This is a genomic window from Pseudomonas sp. NFX1, from assembly GCF_051123555.1.
Taxonomy (GTDB): Bacteria; Pseudomonadota; Gammaproteobacteria; order Pseudomonadales; family Pseudomonadaceae; genus Aquipseudomonas; species Aquipseudomonas capeferrum.
Window position 1 is genome coordinate 4,602,156 of record NZ_CP169366.1, and the last position, 16,536, is coordinate 4,618,691.

14 protein-coding genes are annotated in these 16,536 nt (G+C 61.7%); 1 reads left to right on the top strand and 13 read right to left on the bottom strand.

Going from position 1 to position 16,536, the window contains the following annotated elements; translation table 11 throughout:
• Positions 1-29 precede the first annotated feature (29 nt).
• From DJ563_RS20680 to coxB, 4 genes are read right to left on the bottom strand one after another with little or no spacing between them, the layout of a single operon-like run.
• Positions 30-917, bottom strand: a complete 888-nt coding sequence (locus DJ563_RS20680; RefSeq protein ID WP_274097809.1) for a cytochrome c oxidase subunit 3 — start codon at positions 915-917, stop codon at positions 30-32.
• 16 nt (positions 918-933) lie between these two features.
• On the bottom strand, positions 934-1,500 hold the full coding sequence (locus DJ563_RS20685) for a cytochrome c oxidase assembly protein (protein WP_033702511.1): 567 nt from the start codon (positions 1,498-1,500) through the stop codon (positions 934-936).
• A gap of 10 nt (positions 1,501-1,510) precedes the next feature.
• Positions 1,511-3,100 carry a cytochrome c oxidase subunit I gene (ctaD, locus tag DJ563_RS20690; protein WP_033702510.1) on the bottom strand — a complete coding sequence of 530 codons (1,590 nt, stop codon included), beginning with the start codon at positions 3,098-3,100 and terminating at the stop codon, positions 1,511-1,513.
• A gap of 43 nt (positions 3,101-3,143) precedes the next feature.
• Complete coding sequence (coxB, locus tag DJ563_RS20695) at positions 3,144-4,271, bottom strand: cytochrome c oxidase subunit II (RefSeq protein WP_274097810.1); 1,128 nt, start codon at positions 4,269-4,271, stop codon at positions 3,144-3,146.
• 368 nt (positions 4,272-4,639) lie between these two features.
• Between coxB and DJ563_RS20700 the strand changes: the two genes are divergently transcribed.
• Positions 4,640-5,281: a hypothetical protein gene (locus DJ563_RS20700; protein ID WP_274097811.1), complete on the top strand. Its 642-nt coding sequence runs from the start codon at positions 4,640-4,642 to the stop codon at positions 5,279-5,281.
• 132 nt (positions 5,282-5,413) lie between these two features.
• On the opposite strand, the gene DJ563_RS20705 is transcribed toward DJ563_RS20700, so the two are convergent.
• The 9 genes from DJ563_RS20705 to prlC all read right to left on the bottom strand — a co-directional run bounded on the left by DJ563_RS20705 (position 5,414) and on the right by prlC (position 16,510).
• On the bottom strand, positions 5,414-6,946 hold the full coding sequence (locus DJ563_RS20705) for a SulP family inorganic anion transporter (protein WP_274099692.1): 1,533 nt from the start codon (positions 6,944-6,946) through the stop codon (positions 5,414-5,416).
• A gap of 190 nt (positions 6,947-7,136) precedes the next feature.
• The gene (locus DJ563_RS20710) at positions 7,137-7,856 is read right to left on the bottom strand and encodes a carbonic anhydrase (RefSeq protein WP_033702506.1); all 720 of its coding nucleotides are present in this window, start codon (positions 7,854-7,856) and stop codon (positions 7,137-7,139) included.
• Positions 7,857-8,414: 558 nt separating this feature from the next.
• Positions 8,415-9,041 carry a hypothetical protein gene (locus DJ563_RS20715; RefSeq protein ID WP_434518260.1) on the bottom strand — a complete coding sequence of 209 codons (627 nt, stop codon included), beginning with the start codon at positions 9,039-9,041 and terminating at the stop codon, positions 8,415-8,417.
• Between the two features lie 77 nt (positions 9,042-9,118).
• Positions 9,119-9,721, bottom strand: a complete 603-nt coding sequence (locus DJ563_RS20720; RefSeq protein WP_434518261.1) for a muramidase — start codon at positions 9,719-9,721, stop codon at positions 9,119-9,121.
• Positions 9,722-9,833: 112 nt separating this feature from the next.
• Positions 9,834-10,034 (bottom strand): hypothetical protein, encoded by a 201-nt coding sequence (locus tag DJ563_RS20725; protein ID WP_434518262.1) that lies wholly within the window; start codon positions 10,032-10,034, stop codon positions 9,834-9,836.
• An 872-nt stretch (positions 10,035-10,906) separates the two neighbouring features.
• Entirely contained in the window at positions 10,907-11,965 is a 1,059-nt protein-coding gene (locus tag DJ563_RS20730) for a PA0069 family radical SAM protein (RefSeq protein ID WP_227696627.1), read from the bottom strand.
• A 76-nt stretch (positions 11,966-12,041) separates the two neighbouring features.
• A complete protein-coding gene (locus DJ563_RS20735; protein WP_033702492.1) occupies positions 12,042-14,048 on the bottom strand; it encodes a M3 family metallopeptidase in 2,007 nt (668 codons plus the stop codon).
• Between the two features lie 132 nt (positions 14,049-14,180).
• Complete coding sequence (locus DJ563_RS20740) at positions 14,181-14,462, bottom strand: YheV family putative zinc ribbon protein (RefSeq protein WP_033702491.1); 282 nt, start codon at positions 14,460-14,462, stop codon at positions 14,181-14,183.
• Entirely contained in the window at positions 14,459-16,510 is a 2,052-nt protein-coding gene (gene prlC, locus DJ563_RS20745; protein WP_434518263.1) for an oligopeptidase A, read from the bottom strand. Before prlC ends, DJ563_RS20740 begins: the two co-directional genes overlap by 4 nt.
• Positions 16,511-16,536 lie beyond the last annotated feature (26 nt).

Sequence of the window (16,536 nt, forward strand, 5' to 3'; positions counted from 1 at the left end):
TCCTACACAAAGCAGTTGCAGGCCAGGCTTCAAAGCACGTACACAAAGATGAACAGCCCGACCCACACCACATCGACGAAGTGCCAGTACCAACTGGCCGCTTCGAAGCCGAAGTGCTTGTCGGCATTGAAATGCCCGCGCAGGATGCGCACGAACATGACGATCAGAATGATCGTGCCCAAGGTCACGTGGGCACCATGGAAGCCGGTGAGCATGAAGAAGGTCGCGCCATAGATCCCCGACCCCAGCGTCAGCCCCAGCTTGGTATAAGCCTCGTGGTACTCGAAGGCTTGCAGTGCGATGAAGCTCAGGCCCAGCACGATGGTCAGCGCCATCCACAGCTTCAGCGGCCCACGGTGGTCACGCCGCAGGGCGTGGTGGGCAATCGTGATGGTCACGCTCGAACTGACCAGCAAAATGGTGTTGATCAGCGGCAGGTGCCAAGGGTCGATGACTTCCTTGGGCGGCGGGAACAGTTTCGGGTCCGGGGTATGCAACAGCGGCCAGGTGAATTCGAACGTCGGCCACAGCATGTGCGCGACGCCCTTGGCACCTTCGCCACCGAGCCAGGGCCCGGCCAATACCCGCACGTAGAACAGCGCACCGAAGAAGGCCAGGAAGAACATCACTTCCGAGAAGATGAACCAGCTCATGCCCCAGCGGAACGAGCGGTCCAGCTGCGCGCTGTACAGCCCGGCGCGGCTCTCTTTCACCACCGCGCCGAACCAGCCGAACAGCATGTAGGCCAGGAACAACGCACCGACGAAGAAGATCAGCGGCCCATGCGAGTCGGGGTGCCCGGCCTTCATGTCGTTGAACCAGGTACCCAGGCCGAACACCGTGATGAACATGCCGATGGTGGCGATGATCGGCCACTTGCTCTGCGCCGGAACGTAGTAGTGCTCATGACTTGCCATTGCTGTTCTCCTTCCCTTAACGGGCGCCCTGGACGTCCTGGGCCGCAACATGCGCGACCGGCGGGTGGCGAGCGGTGATGTCGAACAAGGTGTAGGCCAGTGTCAGGTGCTTCACGTTGGCCGGCAGGTCGCGGTCAACGATGAAGCGCACCGGCATCTCGATACGTTCGCCGGGCTGCAGCACCTGCTGGGTAAAGCAGAAGCACTCGGTCTTGTGGAAATACGCCGCGGCCTCGGCCGGGGTAATGCTAGGTATCGCCTGGGCGCTCATGGGCCGGTCGGTCGGGTTGCGCGCCACGAAGATCATCTGGTTGACCGCACCGGGATTCACGTCGATCTGGTCGGCCGTGGAGTAGAAGTCCCAGACCATGTCACTGGCGTTGGTCGACATGAACTGCACCCGCACCGAGCGCGATGGGTCGCTGACCTGGCTGCCCTCGTACTGGCCGCCGGTCTTGCCATTGATGCCAAAGGCCTTGCACATCACGTCATAGATCGGCACCAGGGCGAAACCGAAGGCGAACATCACCACCGTCAGCATCAGCAGGCGCAAGACCAGGCGTTTGAGCGAAAGGCCGTTCATGGGCGCACCTCTACTTCACGTCCGGTGGGGTCTGGAAGGTGTGGTAAGGCGCAGGCGAGGGGACCGACCACTCCAGGCCTTCGGCGCCATCCCAGGGTTTGGCTGGTGCCGGAGCACCGCCACGGATGCACTTGATGACGATGAACAGGAAGAAGATCTGCGTGGCGCCGAACATGAAGGCGCCGATCGAGGAGACCATGTTGAAGTCGGCGAACTGCAGGTTGTAGTCCGGAATGCGCCGCGGCATGCCTGCCAGGCCGACGAAGTGCATGGGGAAGAAGGCCATGTTCATGCCGATGAACGACAGCCAGAAGTGCAGCTTGCCGAGGGTTTCGTCATACATGTGCCCGGTCCATTTCGGCAGCCAGTAGTAGGCCGAGGCGAAGATGCCGAAGATCGCCCCGGGCACCAGCACGTAGTGGAAGTGCGCGACCACGAAGTAGGTGTCGTGGTACTGGAAGTCCGCGGGCGCGATGGCCAGCATCAACCCGGAGAAACCGCCGATGGTGAACAGGATGACGAAGGCGATGGCGAACAGCATCGGCGTTTCGAAGGTCAGCGACCCTTCCCACATGGTGCTGACCCAGTTGAACACCTTCACCCCCGTGGGCACGGCGATGAGCATGGTGGCGTACATGAAGAACAGCTCGCCCACCACCGGGATACCGACCACGAACATGTGGTGCGCCCAGACGATGAACGACAGGAAGGCGATCGCCCCGGTGGCATACACCATCGAGGTGTAGCCAAACAGCGGCTTGCGCGAGAACGCCGGGATGATCGAGCTGACCGCGCCGAACGCCGGCAGGATCATGATGTACACCTCGGGGTGGCCGAAGAACCAGAACACGTGCTGGAACAGCACCGGGTCGCCACCGCCGGCGGCGCTGAAGAAGCTGGTGCCGAAGTGGATGTCCATCAGCATCATGGTCACCACGCCGGCCAGTACCGGCATCACCGCAATCAGCAGGAACGCGGTGATCAGCCAGGTCCAGACGAACAGCGGCATTTTCATCAAGGTCATGCCCGGCGCACGCAGGTTGAGGATGGTGGCGATCACGTTGATCGCGCCCATGATCGAACTGATGCCCATCAGGTGGATGGCAAAGATGAAGAAGGTCACGCTGGCCGGGGCATAGGTGGTCGACAGCGGGGCGTAGAACGTCCAGCCGAAGTTGGGCCCGCCGCCGGGGCTGAACAGGGTCGAGACCAGCAGCAGGAAGGCCGCCGGCAGCAACCAGAAGCTGAAGTTGTTCATCCGTGGCAGGGCCATGTCTGGCGCGCCGATCATCAGCGGGATCATCCAGTTGGCCAGGCCGACGAACGCCGGCATCACGGCGCCGAACACCATGATCAGCCCGTGCATGGTGGTCATCTGGTTGAAGAACGCAGGCTCGACGATCTGCAGCCCTGGCTGGAACAGCTCGGCGCGGATCACCATGGCGAACGAGCCACCGAGCAGGAACATGATGAAGGCGAACCACAGGTACATCGTGCCGATGTCTTTGTGGTTGGTGGTCAGCACCCAGCGCATCAGGCCCTTGGCCGGGCCGTGGGCGTGCTCATGGCCGTGGCCGTGGTCGTCGATCACTGCACTCATGTCCTGTCTCCTGCAATCCATTGATTGCCGCGAGTAACCCGGTTCATTGCGCTTCTGCCTGCTTGAGCGCCAGCACATCCTTCGGCGTGACCATGTCGCCCTTGTTGTTGCCCCAGGCGTTGCGCTCGTAGGTGACCACGGCGGCGATATCCACTTCCGAGAGCTGCTTGCCGAACGCGGCCATGGCCGTGCCGGGCTTGCCGTGGAAGACGATGCCGAGGTGGCCTTCCTTCGGCCCGGTAGCGATTTTCGAGCCCTTGAGTGCCGGGAACATCGGCGGCAGGCCCTGGCCTTCGGCCTGGTGACAGGCCACGCAGGTGGTGTGGTAGACCTTGTCGCCGCGCTCGACCAGCTCTTCGAGGGTCCACTCCTTGCTGGTCAGCTCCTTGAGCTTGGCCGCCTCGGCCTTGCGCTCGCCGAGCCAGGTGTCGTAGTCGGCCTTGGACTTGACCTCGACCACCACCGGCATGAAGCCGTGGTCCTTGCCGCACAGCTCGGTGCACTGGCCGCGGTAGATGCCGGGTTTCTCGATACGCGTCCAGGCCTCGTTGACGAAGCCGGGGATGGCATCACGCTTGACCGCGAAGGCCGGCACCCACCAGGAATGGATCACGTCGGCAGCGGTTACCAGAAAGCGCACTTTCGCACCCACCGGCAGCACCAGCGGCTGGTCGACTTCGAGCAGGTAGTGCTCGTCCTTGGGGGCCTTGTTATGGATCTGGTCGGCGGGGGTGGCCAGGTTGCTGAAGAACTCCACGTCCTGGCCCAGGTATTTGTAGTGCCACTTCCACTGGTAGCCGGTGACCTGGATGTCGATGTCCGATTCACTGGCGTCGTAGATGTCGATCAGGGTCTTGGTGGCGGGGATGGCCATGGCCACCAGAATCAGGAACGGCACCACGGTCCACATGATTTCGACCCAGGTGTGCTCGTGAAAATGCGCCGCTTGCTGGCCGGTCGAACGGCGGTGCACGACCATGGACCAGAACATCGCGCCAAACACCACGATGCCGATGATCACGCAGATCCAGAAAATGGTCATGTGCAGGTCGAAGACGGCGTTGGAGACTTCCGTCGCCCCTGGCGCCATGTTCACGGTCCAGGCGGCGTTGGCCTGACCGAAAACTGTCCACAACAGGAGGCCCATCCAGACATGTGGATGTCGCATCATTGCGGGTTCCCCTTCTAATTCTTGTTGTCCCGGAGGCGTGGCCTGCGGCAAGAGGGAACGGCGGTCAAGACTGCCTGGCTTCGACGACCGAGCCCCTGCAAAAGCAGTCGGGCCTCATCAACGAATCACGTTCAACGGGAGTATAGACAGCGACCAATGGCACGCAATGACACCAGTGAAATGAACTTCATGAATTTCCCGAATGCCTTGAAAGCCGCGTGCTTGATAGGATGTGGCCCAATAATGGCATTCCGATATGCCACAGCGTGCACACGTTTGCGCGGGTTATAACAAATGCGTCTTAGGTATTCTGTATACCGAGCTAATTTAGTGTCTTCCGTTTGAAACGTAATGTCCCTGGAGTTGTCATGAACATCGCTGCTGTACGCGAGCAGATTAGCCAAGCCCATCAACACGAGCGCCAGACCAACCAACTGAAAGCGCGACTCGAGCAACAAATGCCGCATTTGCACCCTTCGATCCACCTGCCTGAGCAGGACGCCCAGGGTACTTTGGCGCGTTTCGTCAGCGCCTACATTGACCAGGTTCCAGAGCTGCTGGAGGCTGCCCACGAGGTGGCCCGCGAAGCAGGCATCGAATCGCAGATCAAGCCGGTGCTGAAAATTGCCGAAGCTTATTTCATGCAGCCGCCCAGCGTGATGCAAGGGCACGTGGGCCTGGACTGCCTGCTGGATGAAGCGTACCTGGCGCATCGCCTGGTGGAAGAGGTCAACGACCTGTATATCCATCACTTCAAACAGCCGCTGATTCCGTTCGATACCACCATGGCCAACCTGATTGCCCATCAGCTGATCGGCGAGACGTTCGCCAACCAGCTCGATGAAGTGGTGCACCATTCGGTTGACGAAATGCTCAATGAAGAGAGCTTTGCCAAGGAATCGGTAGAGGCCTACCGCGATACCTTGTGCAGCGCCGAGACGGGCGCTGCCTGGAAGCGTTGGCCATGCCTTTCGCGCCAACTGGGTGTAGAGCTGGGCCAGCCGGCCTGAATCCAGCATTGATGCTGTCTGATCTGGCCTCTTCGCGGGGCAAGCCCGCTCCCACAAGGTGGACTGCATACCCACTGTGGGAGCGGGCTTGCCCCGCGAAGAGGCCCGCTCAGGCAACACAACAGCTGAATACTAAGCACCAACCCCCGCCGTCGTCCGCAAGCGCCCCTCGATGCGCCGCTTCAACCGCCGCTGCTCGATCAGCAACCGCGAGCCATTGGCTGCATTGCTGCGGCTCCAGTCCTCAAGCAGTTCCAGGCACGAGTGGTCGATGTAGCTGAGGTTGCCCAAGGGCACATGCAAGGTGGTCCCCGCCGGCACCGTATCCAGCACCTGGGTCAGCGCCGGCACCTTGAGGAAGGTTGCTGCGCCACTCAGGCGCAACTCCATGTGCCCGGGCTTGGCCAGGCTCACCAGGTTGATCTTCAGCCGCGCCGCCTTGAACGCCAGTTTGAGCAGGGTCAAGGCAAAGCCCAGCAGCACCCCGGTCAGCAGGTCGGTGAAAATGATCGCCAAGGCGGTCGCTGCATAGGTGAACATCGGCATCCGGCCGTACCGGCCCAACCCACGAAACGCCTTGAAGTCCACCAGCTTGACGCCGGTAAACACCAGCACGCCCGCCAGGCTGGCCACCGGGATCTGCTGCAGCACGCTGCTCAACACCACGACGAACGCCAACAGCCACAGGCCGTGGAAGATCGCCGAGGCACGGGTTTGTGCGCCGGCCTGGACATTCGCCGAACTGCGCACAATCACCCCGGTCATCGGCAAGGCGCCCAGCACACCGCAGAGCATGTTGCCGATGCCCTGGGCCGACAGCTCACGGTCGAAGTCCGAGCGCTGGCCGCTGTGCATGCGGTCAACCGCGGCAGCCGACAGCAAGGTCTCGGCACTGGCGATGAAGGCCAGGGCGAATGCAGCCACCAGCAGGGTAGGGTCGGCCAGTTTCATCAGGTCATCCAGGCGGATCCAGTCGATGGCCTCGGAAAGGTCTGCCGGTACCTGCACCCGATTCACCGGCAGGGCCAGCCACATGCTGATGGCCGTCATTGCCGCCACGCCCAGCAAGGCACCGGGGACAAAGCGCAGCTTCTGTGGCCGCAAGCGCTCCCAGCCCCACATCACCGCAATGGTGCCCAGGCCAAGCGCACCGGCTTGCCAGCCCGCGCCTGCGCTTTCCATCGGCAGGGCAGCCGCCAGCGTCGAAGGAAACGCCAACAGGTTCTGCAGGCCCGAAGGCTGCGGCGATGTGTCGAACATCACATGCACCTGCGACAACACGATCAGCACGCCGATACCCGCCAGCATGCCGTACACCACTGCCGGTGCAGTGACGCGGAACCAGCAGCCCAGGCGAAAGCGCCCGGCCAACAACTGCAGCAGCCCGGCCAGCAGCAGGATCGGCCCGAGCATGGCCACGCCGTGCTGGCGCACCAGCTCGAACACCAGCACCGCCAGGCCTGCGGCCGGGCCACTGACCTGCAGCGGCGAACCCGCCAGAAAGCCCACCACCAGCCCGCCGATGATGCCGGTGATCAGGCCTTTGGCGGGCGGCATGCCCGATGCGATGGCGATGCCCATGCACAAGGGCAGGGCAACCAGAAATACCACCACCGACGCTAACAACTCTCGCGGCAAGGCCGCTTTCAACTGTGTAATGTTCACCCTGTTTCTCCATTTTCTGTTGCACGGCCATTCCTCTGGCCGTGGGCACGTTGGCCCCTGAAAGGCGCGCAGGCGCGGGCTGCCGGCGAGCATGCCGGCAGGGCAGTCAGGGATTTCAAGGCAGCCGAAGGCCGCGCCACACCCCAGAGGGTGCAGCCGGCTATCAAGGTTTTGACGGTGTCAGGGTCGCTTAGTAGCGGCCTCTCGGAGTAGCGCAGGGGACCGGCTCGCCGGCAGCCAGGGGCAGGAAGCTGTCGCTGGCAGCATCATAGGCTTCGATCTTGCTGGTCTCGATGTCGTAGACCCAACCGTGGATGTACAGCTCACCGGCCGCCAGGCGCGAGGCAACCGACGGGTGCGTGCGAAGGTGATGCAGCTGGGCGATGACGTTTTCCTTGGTCAGCACCTGCATGGTCTCGTGCTCGCTGCCGCAAGAGCAGTTGTTCTCGACCACGGTGCGTGCCACTTCAGCGTGGCGCAGCCAGGCAGAAACGGTCGGCATCTTGGTCAGCGATTGCGGGTTGAGTACCGCACGCATCGCGCCGCAGTCGGAGTGGCCGCAGACAATGATGTGGTGCACGCCCAGGGCCAGTACAGCGTATTCGATGGCGCTGGAAACGCCGCCGTTCATCTGGCCATACGGGGGCACTACGTTACCGACGTTACGGGTCACGAACAGGTCGCCGGGCGAGCTTTGGGTAATCAGCTCGGGGACGATGCGCGAGTCGGCGCAGGTGATGAACATCGCGCGTGGCGTTTGCGCGGTGGCGAGCTTCTTGAACAGCTCTTGCTGCTCGGGGAAGACGTCATGATGAAAGCGCAGGAAGCCGTCGACGATGTGCTTCAGAGCGGCATCGGCGCCCTCGGCGGGTACATCCGGAGCGACCTTGGATGGGTCCTTGACGGGCATGATTCATCCTCTTGGCGGTGTGTAGGCAAGTCCATTTTACCGGTGAAAGATTCTGGCTATGCAGGGATTTAGATGACACGCACAGGCCACAAATCACAGTCTTCGTTGACTGATTGCCTACGCTAACGGGGAAAACTTAACTGAAACTTAATTCAGAGGCTCTAGAACAGGCGTTCCAGATAGATAAGGCGGGGTCTGAATAATAGCAAAAAAACATCAGTTGCCTAGTACCATTACTGTAATTATTCACTTGGATTAGTGGTACTAGGGTTAGCTGAAGGGGCAGCCTTGTGCTGCCCCTACAACGGCCCGACCGAGCTACTGGATTACAACGGCGTTTTTCGCCACACCAGCCAAGGTTCGACCACTTCGCCCAATTGCCCTTGCGGCACGGCCCAGAAATAACGGCCATCAAACGACAAGCGGCTGTAATCGGAGAGCATCAGCACCTCGTCGCTGCCTACACCGTAAAACGCATTGCATCGCTCATTTCATATCCCTATGGATCATCCCGCCGCCAGGACAGGACGAACGCTCCAAGACATTCTCTAACCCGTATCAGGCACCCGGTTTGTTTAGGGTCACGATCAGATCGTGGACACCATCACCGGCGCTTCGGGTGTAGCGTTCGAAGAATGCTTCGCCCATGTTCAAGAGTGGGGACCCTCGCAGCGACTGCCCTGCAGCACGGATCGCCAAAGCACCAAAGCTCTCGCCCATGGCGGCAACACTCTTGGTGCGGTCAGCGGGATTGTCGTAAGGCTTCTGGTACCAGGTCGAAATCTGATACTCGACGTTCTGCGCCTCCAGTGCCTCATTGAGGTGTTTGGCCAGGGCGAAGAGCGATTCCTTGATCAGGGTGGGGTCTATTCCCTCAGCCTTCATCACCGCTTCTACGGGTAGGGCAGCAGCGCCAATCAAGTCCTCATGGGTATAACCCTTCATCGGCGGGAACACGCCTTCGGGAAGTTTCATGCCCGGGGTGTAGGGCTGGTACTGGCCTTGATTGTCTTGCATGGAAAGCTCCTTGGCTTGAAGTTCAGAAGAGGCGGCAGGCAGGAGCATGCAGGCTCCCAGCACGAGGGGTACGAGCGCGCCAAGGCGCAGCCGCGGCCAGAGGCGGCAGGGGCGGCGCGATGCCTTGTCGGTAACGGCAGTGCCCATACCGAGAGTGGGTAGGTTCAATCTTTCTCTCCTTGCATCCGCCTCGCGGCGGGTCCCTGTATCGTTTCGAGATGCGGCTACTGTGACCAGCGAATCCATCATTTGCTCCCCATCACCAGCCCCCGGGGCACATAGCCTGACGTAGGCGCAGGTTGCTGTGTGACCGGCTGAAGCACGATTTCCGCCTTCACCGCCGGCGCAGTTTCGACCGCAACCACGGAGGCATTTACCGGCGCGTCGGAGAATACCGCACTCTGCGCTACCTGCTGCGTGGCAAAACGTGCGTCCAGCCAATCGGCCCAGTAGGCGGCGCGGCGCATGATCTGTTGGCGGCGTGCATTGATGGCGGGAGTGCGCGAGTGGTAATTCGCTACTCGCGTCCACAAGTCGCCGCGGTCATTGCGCACGTGTCCACGGATGCGCCAGGCGGCCAGCTCGTAGGAGTAGCAGCCGCCTTGCTCGACATCCTCAGGGGTGATGCCGTAGCGCGAGAGCTCGCGCAGGTAGGCGGTGTTGAACTGCATGGGGCCCACGTCGTAGGTGCCATTGTGGTTGCGCACCCACTGGCCAGGCTTGCCACCTTCCTGGCCGGACACGGCCAGGACGATGTTCACCGGCAGCTCGTATTTGACCGCCGCCATGATCGAGCAGGCGATGGGTTCGCTCAGGGCCGGGGGCGGAACGTCAGCGACAAATGGCATCGTGGCGCGCCTCAGATGACCTTGCCGAACTTGTTGTTGATCGACTTGGTTGCCTTCGGGTCAGCGGCCTCGCATTGGTCGAGGAAGGACTGGCGGGCGTCCGAGGTCTGGCTCAGTTGATCTTGCCCTTCCTCTTCTTGACGATGCTGAAGTAGTCATTGACCGGGTCGCTGCAGTTATCGACCACACCCGCCCCCTTCAGCTTGCCCCACATGCACAGGACAGTGGCGCAAGGGTCATCGGCATGGGCGGGCAGGGCAACGGCGAAACTGGCGGCCAGCACGGCGGCTGGAAGCGTTTTTGCAAAGTTCATGAGCACTCCTTGTTCAAGTCCTGTCCTGTTTGCTCTCGCTGAAGTTCTTCACTTCGGCATCCGGTTCGAAGTCACGGCTGGACGACCGGGTGTCCAAGTTTGAACGGCGGGTGGAACCGGGTTCGAAAACTTCCATGGCAACCCGCCCGGCGAGGGAATTGTCGATGCGTGACTGCACCGCCCGCCCCATCCCCGACATGAGGTTGGCGCCCATTTGCAGGGCTATGCGACCTGCGGTGCCTGCCCTGCTGGAGGTTGAGTTGCCAGCCCCTTCGGCATTACCACCTTTGGCACCCGTGCCACCCTGCGAACCCGAACTGCCGCTGGTTGAGCCACCGCCACTGGCTGAGGTCTCGGCAGACCCCGTCTCACCACCACCTCCTGCAGAGGCACCTGAGGCACCCGAGGCACCCGCTGCACCGGATGACCCGCTGGATGAGTCAGATTGAGCGCCGCTGGGCGCTGCACCCGCAGACTCACCGCCAGAAGATGACTCAGACGAACCGCCACCCGAAGAGATCGTTAAGCGCATCGATGATGAGGGGGCCGGCATCACGCTCCAGTTTCTTTTTGGCGCGCTCTTTCAGGCTGGCAGTTTCTGCAATGTCCACACTTGATCGTCATGAAATATTAATTTGATATTTAATTGCCACTATGCTTGCCAGTATGAAATGGCGCGCAAAATTAGACATAGTTCACACTCGCACGCGACGTATTCTTACCTAAACTCCAGCAGCTAGAAGTTGGATACCCCCGTATTTCGCCCTGCCTGCGCCGACACATCACTGCACGCACTGAAGTATCACTGAGTGATGGCAATTAGATGTCATATTGATATATACCGTGCCACCTCTGCATCTTCAAAACACATTTCAGAACAATGCCAACTGGCCACCAGGCGGGCAGAACCTGGAGCAATCGAGCGCCTGTGCTTCACGCCCCTCAAAAGCCAGTTTGCGCGCGGCCTTGGCGAAGCGCTGAGCCAGCAGCTCGGCAAAAATGCCCTCGCCACGCATCCGTTTACCAAAGCGGCTGTCATACAGCTCACCGCCGCGGCTCTGGCGAATCAGGCTCAACACATGGGCCGCACGCTGGGGGTAATGGTCCTGCAACCATTGCTCGAACAGCGGCGCCACTTCCAGCGGCAGGCGCAACATCATGTAGGCTGCGCTCTGGGCACCCGCTTCCTTGGCGGCCTCGAGCAAGCGCTCCAGTTCGCTGTCGTTGATCATCGGAATCATCGGCGAACACAAGACCCCCACCGGCACCCCCGCCTCGCGCAGCACCCGGATCGCCCGCAACCGCGCCTTGGGCGAAGCCGCCCGCGGTTCCAGCACCCGCTTCAAGTCGTCATCCAGTGTCGTCAGGCTGATCATCACCCGCGCCAGGCGCTGGCTGGCCATCTCGGCCAACAAGTCCAGATCACGCAGTACCAGCGAACCCTTGGTGACGATGGTCACCGGGTGCCGGAAGCGCAGGAGTACCTCCAGCAAGCGACGGGTCAGCAGGTGATCACGCTCGATGGGCTGGTAGGGGTCGGTATTGGAGCCCAGGTTGATGGGCGCGCAGACGTAACCCGGCTTGCTCAGCTGTTGTTCGAGCACTTCGGCCGCGTTGGTCTTGGCGATCAGCTTGGTTTCGAAATCCAGCCCTGGGGAAAGGTCCCAATACGCGTGTGAGGGGCGGGCGTAGCAGTAGATGCAGCCATGCTCGCAACCTCGGTAGGGGTTGATGGAGCGGTCGAATGGCAGATCGGGCGAGGTGTTGCGGCTGATGACCGTCTTTGCCGTCTCGATTCGCACCTCGGTGCCTTGGCTGATCGGCACCTCCTGGTACCAGCCGTCATCCTCCACCACCGAGCGGTTGGGGGCGAAGCGGTTGTGCGGATTGTGCGCCGTACCACGGCCTTTTTGCGGTGCTGGAGGTAACATGGCGCGCCCCTGTACTGTGTTTATACACAGTACAAAGAAGCGGGCATCCATGCCAGCACCTCTGGTCAGTACAGGCTCAAATCAGGCCATGCCAGCGCAGGAAAGGTTCGTGACTCACCGCGCGGCCCAAAAATGCGTGCATACCTTCAAGCAATGGTCGGGAAGCGCCAGGCTCAAGCAACGCCATTTGCAAATCACGCCCCGTTGCCCGGTCTAGCAGGCCGCTGGCTTGAAAACGCGAGAACAGATCGAATGCGAGCACATCAGACCACAGGTAGGCGTAGTAGCCAGCGTCGTAGTAATCCAGCAGGTAATCGAATGCATGGGCCGGATGCTCGTATGCTTCCAGCGGCCAGTACCCACACTGCGCCCGGGCATCCTCCAGGCGCTGCCGCACGCGCCTGCCGTCATTCGGCGTGGCATGCAAATCCAGATCGAACAGCGCCATCGCCAGGGTCTCGGCAGTGTCCGTGACAGCCCCTTGGCGAAGGCCATCCAGGCAGGCGGCCAACTGCTGCGCGTCCAGCTGTCCAGCCTCTGCGTTCGCAGAAATGCCAGCCAGGTAGCCAGCATCCCACGCCCAGCGCTCGAACAGCTTGCCGAACACCTCGACACCATCGGCGCCAAGCGCGCTGACATTGGAAAGCACCTGATTGTTGGTGCGCACCAGCAGATGGTGCAAGGCATGCCCGAACTCATGGAACAGCTTGCGCAGCGCCATGTGGTCCAGCAAGGGCGGGGTACCATCAATGGTCGAGGGAATATCGCTGAAGACCGCCACGGTGGCCGGGTGGAAACGCCCTTCGGCATCGACCCGACGGTTACGGATGTAACGGGTTTCGACCTGGCCCGGCTGCTTGCCTGGGTATTGCACGACATCCAAGTAAAGGAAGCCAGTCAGTGCATTGTCCAGCCAGACTTCGTACGCCTGGACGCTGGCATGCCATGTCGCCAGTGACTTGCGGACCAAGACCAGGCCAAACAGCCGTTGCGCAAGCGTCAGCAACGCCTCGATCACGTTGTCCAGGGCAAAGTACGCTCGCAAGCTGTCCATGGAGAGCGCCTGCCCAGCCGGGTTTTCGAGCCGATGCAGGTAGCGCCTGTCCCATGGCTGCGCCGTGTCCAGGCCGTGCTTGTCAGCAAGCGCTTGCACGTGCACACGGTGCTTTTCCATGACCGGTTTGACGCGCGCTGCCAGGCCGTGCAGAAAGCGCAGAACCTGGGCAAGGCCGCCGGCACTTTTCGAGTGCAGGCTTAGTGACGGGTAGTCGGCATAGCCCAGCAGATGTGCCTTCTGTTCACGCGCCTGGGCCAACTGCAGCAAGAGCTGACCATTGTCATGCTGCACCTCGGCGCTGACCCCACGGCTGTGCTGGTGGCGGTAGATCTGCTCCCGAAGGCTACGGTTCGCGGCATGTTCAAGGACCGTGTTGGTCACGTATTGGTCTGCGGGTATCAACCAGCCGGCTTGCCCAACCTGCAGCGCTTGGGCTTGCAGCTCGCCCAACAACCGTGGAGCAAGGCCTTGCAATTGCCCGGCGTCGAGGATGAGCGTGCCCGGGCGCGCCATGTTCTGGGCAAACCGCCCGGCAAGCTCGCGTACCTGGGCATTGATGGCCGCAAGTTGCATGCGGCCTGGGGCATCGAGCAAGGCACCGTGCAAGGCGAAGTTGTGACGGTACCAGCGCAGGGTCGCTTGCTTGTGCGCGTCCAAATGCTTGCCAATGGCGCTGTTGGCCAGGCGCTCATACAACGCTTGCAAGGTAGGGTCGGCCATCTTCTGCTCGAAGCGCTCAAGCATGGCGCCGTACAACTCTTCAACCAGTTCGACCCATGGCGCACCCTTGTACATCAGCGGTGAAGCCGCATACAGCACCGCCAGCAGTTGTGCATCCAGGTCATCGATCGCCATGACCAGGTCATCCCAGGTCGGCATGGACTGCTGAGCCAGGAGGGCTTGGGCGATACCTTGTTGATGAGCCGATAGCGCGTAGTCGAACGCTGCACGCAGGTTATCCAGCGTCACCGCGTCGTAATCGACAGGTACGTTGCTGGGTTGCAGAAGGGGGTTGCGGGTGTCCATCGCTGTTTACCTTGCTCTGATTGGAGCAAGCGAGCATGCGCCACCAGCGGGCAGGCGCTGGCCTGACTATCTAACACCCAGGGTCGAGCTGGAACCTGCCACCCAGGCCAAGGCCCGGGTGGCAAGACGGCTTCACTCAGACGGTTTCTTCAATTTGGGGTTGGGGAAGAACTGCACCGTCTGCACCTTGGCCGGCGCCGCCTTGGGCGCCAGGTGGTTGACCCGGGTACCGAGCTCCGACGGTACCGACAGGCCTTGTTCATTCAAGGTATCGGTGAAACCACAGGCCACGCACTCACGGTGCGGTACACCGTCCTCGTTCCACATCATCAACTTGTCCGGCTCGCTGCACGCCGGGCACACGGCCCCGGCGATGAAGCGTTTCTTGGTCTTGTTCACAGCTACCTCACTCATGCCGCTGCGTCCTCGCTCAGCCCGCAATGGCGCAGCAATGCATCGATGGAAGGTTCACGGCCACGGAAGTCGACGAACAGCACCATCGGCTCACGCGACCCGCCGCGGGCCAGGATCGCCTCGCGGAAGGCACGGCCAGTGTCGGCATTGAGCACGCCTTCTTCTTCGAAGCGGGAGAAGGCGTCAGCCGACAATACCTCGGCCCATTTGTAGCTGTAGTAGCCCGCCGCGTAACCGCCCGCGAAGATGTGCGCGAAGCTGTTGGGGAAGCGGTTGTACGCCGGTGGGCGCATGACCGTCACCTCGTCGCGCACGCCTTCGAGTACCTGCAGCACGCTGCGGCCATCGCCATGGGTGGCGTGCAGCTCGAAGTCGAACAGCGAGAACTCCAGCTGGCGCACCATCATCATGCCGGACTGGAAGTTCTTGGCGGCCAGCATCTTGTCCAGCAGGTCCTGGGGCAGGGCAGCGCCGCTTTCGTAATGGCCGGAGATCAGCGCCAGGCCTTCCGGCTCCCAGCACCAGTTTTCCATGAACTGGCTCGGCAGCTCGACCGCATCCCAGGCTACGCCATTGATGCCAGACACACCCGCGTGTTCGATGCGGGTCAGCAGGTGGTGCAGGCCGTGGCCGAACTCGTGGAACAGGGTGGTGACTTCATCGTGGGTCAACAGCGCAGGCTTGCCTGGCGCGGCCGGGTTGAAGTTGCACACCAGGTTGGCCACCGGGCTCTGCAGCACGCCATCGACGGTGCGGCGACGGTCGCGGGCGCCGTCCATCCAGGCGCCGCCACGCTTGTTGGCGCGGGCATAGAGGTCGAAGAAGAAACGGCCGACGTGCTGGCCGTTTTCCTTGATTTCGAACAGGCGTACGTCCGGGTGCCAGCTGTCGAAACCTTTCAGTTCGGCGATTTCGATGCCATACAGGCGTTGGACGATGCTGAACAGGCCAGACAACACCTTGTCGATCGGGAAGTAGGCACGCAGGGTTTCCTGCGACACGCTGTAGCGTTGCTCGCGCAGCTTCTCGCCGAAGTAACCGGCATCCCAGCTGGCCAATTGCGGGCAGCCCTGCTCGGCGGCATAGGCCTTGAGCTGCTCCAGGTCCTGGGCAGCGAACGGCTTGGAACGCTTGGCCAGGTCACGCAGGAAGCTCAGCACCTGGTCGCTGGACTCGGCCATCTTGGTGGCCAGGCTCAACTCGGCGTAGTTCGGGTAGCCCAGCAGCGTGGCCAGCTCCTGGCGCAGGTCGAGGATTTCCTGCATTACCGGGCCATTGTCGAACTGGCCGGCATTGGGGCCTTGGTCCGAAGCGCGGGTGCAGTAGGCGGCATACAGCTCTTCGCGCAGGGCGCGATCGGTGGCGTAGGTCATCACCGCGTAGTAGCTGGGGAACTCCAGGGTGATCAGCCAGCCGTCGAGCGCTTTTGCCTGGGCGGCGGCGGCCATCTGCGCCTTGGCCGAGTCGGTCAGGCCGTCCAGGGCGGCTTCGTCGGTGACGTGCTTGGTCCAGGCCTGGGTGGCATCGAGCAGTTGGTTGGAGAAGCGGCTGCCCAGCTCGCTGAGCTTGCTCTGCACTTCGGCGTAGCGCTGCTGCTTATCGGCAGGCAGGTCGATGCCCGAAAGGCGGAAATCACGCAGGGCATGTTCGAGGATGGTCTTTTGCGCCACATCGAAGCCAGCCGCCTCCGGGCTGTTGGCCAGGGCCTGGTAGGCGTCGAACAGCGCACGGTTCTGGCCCAGTTCGGTAGAGTAGGCGCTCAGAGCCGGCAGGCAAGACTCGTAGGCCTCGCGCAGTTCCTTGCTGTTGCACACGGCATTGAGGTGGCTGACCGGGCTCCAGGCAGCGCCCAGGCGGTCATTGAGTTCGTCCATGGCCAGCACCAGGCCTGCCCAGGAAGGGGTCTTGCCTTGCTGTTCGAGAATCTCGGCAATGGCTTTGCGGTTGTCGGCCAGGATCTCTTCGATGGCCGGCAGCACGTGTTCGGCACGGATCGCCGAGAAGGGCGGCAGATCGTAGGGCTGCAGAAGCGGGTTGTTCGCACTCACGGTTTGGATACCTTGGCAGAAGAAAC